6 protein-coding genes are annotated in these 5,615 nt (G+C 72.6%); 5 read left to right on the top strand and 1 reads right to left on the bottom strand.

The annotated features are described in order from the left end of the window. The 4 genes from QM572_RS11765 to QM572_RS11750 form a co-directional block, all read left to right on the top strand. The coding region (locus QM572_RS11765) for a DUF4349 domain-containing protein (protein ID WP_415093283.1) at positions 1–830 on the top strand (830 nt) is incomplete at its 5' end. 10 nt (positions 831–840) lie between these two features. Continuing rightward, positions 841–1,764 carry an LLM class F420-dependent oxidoreductase gene (locus tag QM572_RS11760; protein WP_415093281.1) on the top strand — a complete coding sequence of 308 codons (924 nt, stop codon included), beginning with the start codon at positions 841–843 and terminating at the stop codon, positions 1,762–1,764. A gap of 282 nt (positions 1,765–2,046) precedes the next feature. Further along, entirely contained in the window at positions 2,047–2,940 is an 894-nt protein-coding gene (dapA, locus tag QM572_RS11755; protein ID WP_415093279.1) for a 4-hydroxy-tetrahydrodipicolinate synthase, read from the top strand. Further along, a complete protein-coding gene (locus QM572_RS11750) occupies positions 2,940–4,619 on the top strand; it encodes a ribonuclease J (RefSeq protein WP_415093277.1) in 1,680 nt (559 codons plus the stop codon). The genes dapA and QM572_RS11750 overlap by 1 nt, the downstream gene beginning before the upstream one ends. A gap of 30 nt (positions 4,620–4,649) precedes the next feature. On the opposite strand, the gene QM572_RS11745 is transcribed toward QM572_RS11750, so the two are convergent. Then, a complete protein-coding gene (locus QM572_RS11745; RefSeq protein WP_415093275.1) occupies positions 4,650–5,315 on the bottom strand; it encodes a lysoplasmalogenase family protein in 666 nt (221 codons plus the stop codon). Between the two features lie 81 nt (positions 5,316–5,396). Here QM572_RS11745 and QM572_RS11740 point away from each other — a divergent pair. Next, positions 5,397–5,615 (top strand): hypothetical protein (locus tag QM572_RS11740; RefSeq protein ID WP_415093273.1); only part of this gene is annotated, 219 nt, incomplete at its 3' end.

Here is a 5,615-nt window from a genome sequence, read left to right as displayed (position 1 = left end):
CCGGCCCGCACACCCTGAGCTCGGACGCCGGCGGGGCGGCCGACTCCTCGGCCTCCTCGGTCCGCGGCGGAGTTCCCGCTCCGGCCGCGGGGAGCGTCTCCGGCGAGAAGGCCGCCGCCGGCGGATCCCAGCCGGCGCAGAGCGCCGACAGTGTGGACGACGACCGCGAGGTCGTCGTCACGGGCTCGGTCTCCGTGACCGTCGGCGACGTCGACACCACGCTCGCCCAGGTCGCCTCGTGGGTCGAGGCCCACGGCGGCCGGGTCGACTCCCGGGAGAGCTCGGGGAGCGGCGAGAGCTCCTACGGCACGCTCGTCATCCGCGTCCCCGCCGATCGGGTGAGCGCCACCCTCGACCAGCTCGACGCGGCCGGCGACGTCACCGACACGTCGGTCTCCAAGGACGACGTCACGAGCGCCGCGACCGACCTCGATGCGAGGATCAAGGCGCTGCGGATCTCGATCGACCGGCTCGAGGAGATCCTCGACAGGGCCACCGTCACCAGTGACGTGATCAAGACCGAGAGCGCCCTCACCGACCGGCAGTCGCAGCTCGAGGAGCTGGTCAGCCAGCGCGCCCAGCTCACCGAGCAGGTGTCGCTGGCGACGCTCACCGTCTCGCTCTCGCCGCGCGAGCGCGCCGAGTCGGTCGACCCCGGCGGCTTCCGCGGTGGCCTGAAGCACGGCTGGAACGCACTCGTGGCGGTCGTCAACGCGAGCGTCGAGCTGGCCGGCGTACTCCTGCCGTGGCTCGGCCTCGGACTGATCGGCTACCTCGGCTTCGCCGCCGTGCGGACGCTACGACGCCTGCGCCGACGCACCGCCTCGTAGGCTGGAGCGCATGGAGCTGCGCATCTTCACCGAGCCCCAGCAGGGCGCCACCTACGACGACCTCCTCGCCGTCGCGACCGAGGCGGAGCGCCTCGGCTTCGGGGCCTTCTTCCGCAGCGACCACTACCTCAAGATGGGCGGTGTCACCGGCGAGCCCGGCCCGAGCGACGCCTGGACGACCTTGGCGGGGCTGGCCCGGGACACCAGCACCATCCGGCTCGGCACGCTCGTCACGAGCGCCACCTTCCGGCATCCGGCGGTGCTCGCGCTCCAGGTCGCGGGCGTGGACCAGATGAGTGGCGGCCGGGTCGAGCTCGGGCTCGGGGCCGGGTGGTTCGAGGCCGAGCACGAGGCGTTCGGCATCCCCTTCCCGGACGTCCGGGAGCGCTTCGACCGTCTCGAGGAGCAGCTCGCGATCGTCACCGGCCTGTGGGCGACGAAGCCCGGGGAGACCTTCGGCCACGACGGCGCGCACTACCGGCTGAACGACAACCCGGGTCTCACCAAGCCGGTGCAGGAGACCCTGCCGATCATCGTCGGCGGCTCCGGCAAGCGGCGTACGCCGGCACTCGCCGTCCGCTACGCCGCCGAGTTCAACGCCGCCTTCGACAGCGTGGAGGACACCCGGCAGCTCTTCGAGCGCGTCACCGCGGCCGCCGACAGCGCCGGCCGCACCGCGCCGCTGGTCCTCAGCGCCGCCCAGGTGCTCTGCGTCGGGCGCGACGAGTCCGAGCTCGAGCGACGCGCGGCCGCCATCGGCCGGGACAAGGCGGAGCTGCGCGAGAACGGCGTCGCCGGGACGCCCGACGAGGCGATCGCCAAGCTCCGGCGCTTCGCGGAGATCGGGGCCGAGCGGATCTACCTCCAGGTGCTCGACCTGCAGGACCTCGACCACCTCCGCCTCGTCGCCACCGAGGTCATGCCGCACGTGTGAGAGCGCGTTGGAGAACTCGGGGGCGCCGGCTCCGCCCCGCCCGGCGCACGCCCTGGCCGCGTTGTCGTCGGTCGCCATGCCTCCCGCATGGCTCCCTCCTCCGCCTTGCCAGGACGCACGCCGGACGACGCGGAGCTCGACGCCGAGTTCCCCAACGCGCTCTGAGCGGGTCGTGAGCCGTGAGGCGATGGCGCCCACCTCGGGCGGCGCCCCGCCGGATCGGGCGCGGACACCACGGGATGCGCTGCGCCCGATGCGGGCGACACGGCCTAGGCTGGCCCCATGACGAGCACACAGCGTCCACTCGGAACCGTCCTCACCGCGATGGCGACGGCGTTCCACGACGACGGCTCGCTCGACCTCGACGGGACTCAGCGGATCGCGAGGCACCTCGTCGAGCACGGCAACGACGGCCTCGTCGTCTCCGGCACCACCGGCGAGTCCCCGACGACGACGGTCGAGGAGGACGGGCGCATCTTCCGCGCGGTCCGCGAGGCGGTGGGCGACGACGTCACCCTCGTGGCGGGCATCGGCACCAACGACACCCGCACCACCCTCGAGCTGGCCGCCCAGGCGGAGGCGGGAGGCGCCGACGGGCTGCTGCTGGTGAGCCCCTACTACAACAAGCCCGGACAGGCGGGCCTGCTGCACCACTTCAAGCAGGTCGCCGACGCGACGACCGCGCCGATCATGCTCTACGACGTCCCCGGGCGCACCGGCACCAAGATCGCCGCCGACACCTACCGCGAGATCGCCACGTGGGGCCGGGTCGCCGCGGTCAAGGACGCCGCCGGCGACGCCACCCAGGCCACGCTGCTCACCGAGCTCGGCTTCGCGGTCTACTCCGGTGACGACCCGCTGACGCTCGGCTTCCTCGCCTACGGCGCGGTCGGCGTGGTGAGCGTGGTCGGCCACGCCGCGGGCGAGGAGATCCGGGCGATGATCCACGCCTTCCTCGGCGGCGACATCGCGACCGCGCAGAAGATCAACGCCCAGCTCCAGCCCGTCTACGCGGCGATGATGGGCGTGCCCAACTACGGCGCGGCCACGGCCAAGGGCGCGCTCCAGGCGCTCGGCGTGCTCGACAACCGCAACGTCCGCTCGCCCGTCGTCCCGCTCGACGCCGACGAGTACGCAGCCCTCGAAGCCGGTCTCGCGGCCGCGGGGCTGCGCTGATGTTCCATCCCGAGCTCAGCGCCCCGCCCGCGCTCCCCGAGGGTGGCCTGCGCGTCATCCCGCTCGGCGGCCTCGGCGAGGTCGGCCGCAACATGACCGTCTTCGAGTACGACGGCAGGCTCCTGCTCGTCGACTGCGGGGTGCTCTTCCCCGAGGACCACCAGCCCGGCGTCGACCTGATCCTCCCGGACTTCGCCCCGATCCGCGACCGGCTCGACGCGGTGGAGGCACTCGTCCTCACCCACGGCCACGAGGACCACATCGGCGCGACGCCGTACCTCCTCCGGGAGCGGCCGGACATCCCGATCATCGGCTCCAAGCTCACCCTCGCGCTCACCGCGAGCAAGCTGCGCGAGCACCGTCTCCGCGAGACCGTGCAGCACGTGGTCAAGGAGGGCGACACGCTCGCCTTCGGTCCGTTCGAGCTCGAGTTCGTCGCGGTCAACCACTCCATCCCCGACGCGCTGGCCGTCGCGATCCGCACCGGTGCCGGCCTGGCGCTGGCGACCGGCGACTTCAAGATGGACCAGCTCCCGCTCGACGGCCGGATCACTGACCTGCGTGCGTTCGCGCGCCTCGGGGAGGAGGGCGTCGACCTCTTCCTCACCGACTCCACCAACGCCGAGGTGCCGGGCTTCACCGTCAGCGAGCGCACCATCACGCCGGCGATCGAGGCCGTCTTCCGGGAGTCCCAGCAGCGCATCATCGTCGCCTGCTTCGCCTCCCACATCCACCGTGTCCAGCAGATCCTCGACGCCGCCGCCGAGCACGGCCGCAAGGTCGGGTACGTCGGCCGCTCGATGGTCCGCAACATGCAGATCGCCAGCGACCTCGGCTACCTCCACGTCCCCGAGGGCGTGCTGATCGAGGCGAAGAGGCTGCCCGACTACCCGCCCGAGAAGCAGGTCCTCATCTCCACCGGCTCCCAGGGCGAGCCGATGAGCGCGCTGAGCCGGATCGCGCAGCGGACGCACAACTTCGTCTTCATCGAGCCCGGCGACACCGTCCTCCTGGCCTCCTCGCTGATCCCGGGCAACGAGAACGCCGTCTATCGCGTCATCAACGGCCTCGCCCGGCTCGGCGCGAAGGTCGTGCACAAGGGCAACGCCCTGGTCCACGTCTCCGGCCACGCCAGCGCCGGCGAGCTCCTCTACTGCTACAACATCGTCCGCCCGCGCAACGTGATGCCGGTCCATGGCGAGGTGCGCCACCTGCTCGCCAACGGCGAGCTGGCCCGCAAGGTCGGCATCGAGAGCGTCGTCATCGCCGACAACGGCGTCGTCGTCGACCTGGTCGACGGCGACGCCGAGATCGTCGGCAAGGTCGACGTCGGCTACGTCTACGTGGACGGTCAATCCGTGGGAGACGTCACCGAGACCGAGCTGAAGGACCGCCGGATCCTCGGCGAGGAGGGCTTCGTGTCCGTCATCGTCGTGGTCGACTCGGTGGCCTCGAAGGTCGCGGCCGGCCCGGAGATCACCGCGCGCGGCGGCTTCTGGGGGCCGGGGGCCTTCGACGAGATCAGTCCCCGGATCCTCGACGCGGTCAACCTCGCGCTGAGCGACGGCGTCACCGACACCTACCAGCTGCAGCAGATCATCCGGCGGACCATCGGCCGCTGGGTCGGCGACACCCACCGCCGCCGCCCGATGATCGTGCCCGTCGTCCTCGAGGCGTAGGGAGCGGGCGCGCGCCGGCGTGAGCGCGGGTCAGCGCAGGACGCCGTACGCGATCAGGGCCTGCCCGGCGTAGTAGGTGACCATCACCGCCAGGTGGACGCGGGGGCTGCCGTCGCCGAACCGCGGTCCCGACCGGGTGAACGTCGTGGCGCCGATGATCGAGTCCGAGAGGGCGAAGATCGCGGCGCCCGCGGCGGTCCACGGCTCGCCGGTCAGCCAGGCCAGCGCGAGCACGGCCCCGATCACCGCGGAGTACGCCGCCACCGGCACCGCCAGTGCCGGGCCGCCGTGCCGCCAGGCGTTCGGCACGACGTCACGCGTGCCCACCAGCAGCACGCCGAGGAGCGGGACCCAGAGCCAGGACCATCCGGGGACGTCCAGGCCCAGGGTGAGGAAGCAGGCCAGGTACGCCAGATGGCCGGCGAAGAAGGCACTCAGCCCGGCGAGGAAGCGCTCGCGGGTCGATCCGAGCAGCGCGGCGTCGCCGACCGCGCCCAGCAGCAGCGCGACGATCAGCCAGCGCCCGGCGGGCTCGTCCACGGCGCCCGCCACCGCGGCCGTCGCGGCCAGCGCGACCGTCGTCGGCGCCTTCACCAGCCGCTCGAGCCCGTTCCGCGACGTCGCGACGGCGTACCAGTCGGCCAGGGCCAGGGCGGCGGTCAGCACGCCGAGCGGGACGGCGAAGAGCGTGGACACGCCCCGCAGCCTGGCAGATCCCCGGTGCGACACGCACCTGTGTGACGCGTGTGAATGGTGTGACTGAAATAGGGTGTCGGCATGGCGACCCGTACGTCTTCCCCGACGGGCACGCGAAGCACGGCCGTCACCAAGAAGCCCGCTCCTTCGCGCTCCCGTAGTACCTCCACTCGCAAGCCGGCCCCGAAGAGGGCGCCGGCGAAGAAGGCTGCCTCCTCGCGCGCAGGACGCGCGACGCGTCCGGCGCCGCGGGCGGTGCGCAACGGCCGGGGGCCGATCGCCTCGCTCTTCCTCGCGCTG

The organism is Nocardioides sp., assembly GCF_047607365.1.
In the GTDB taxonomy this organism is placed as follows: Bacteria; Actinomycetota; Actinomycetes; order Propionibacteriales; family Nocardioidaceae; genus Nocardioides.
This window is presented reverse-complemented; position numbering and strand designations above follow the sequence as displayed.

Coding starts and splice junctions, on each gene's coding strand:
- QM572_RS11760 (WP_415093281.1), top strand. CDS start 841: ATGGAGCTGCGCATCTTCACCGAGCCCCAGCAGGGCGCCACCTACGAC.
- dapA (WP_415093279.1), top strand. CDS start 2,047: ATGACGAGCACACAGCGTCCACTCGGAACCGTCCTCACCGCGATGGCG.
- QM572_RS11750 (WP_415093277.1), top strand. CDS start 2,940: ATGTTCCATCCCGAGCTCAGCGCCCCGCCCGCGCTCCCCGAGGGTGGC.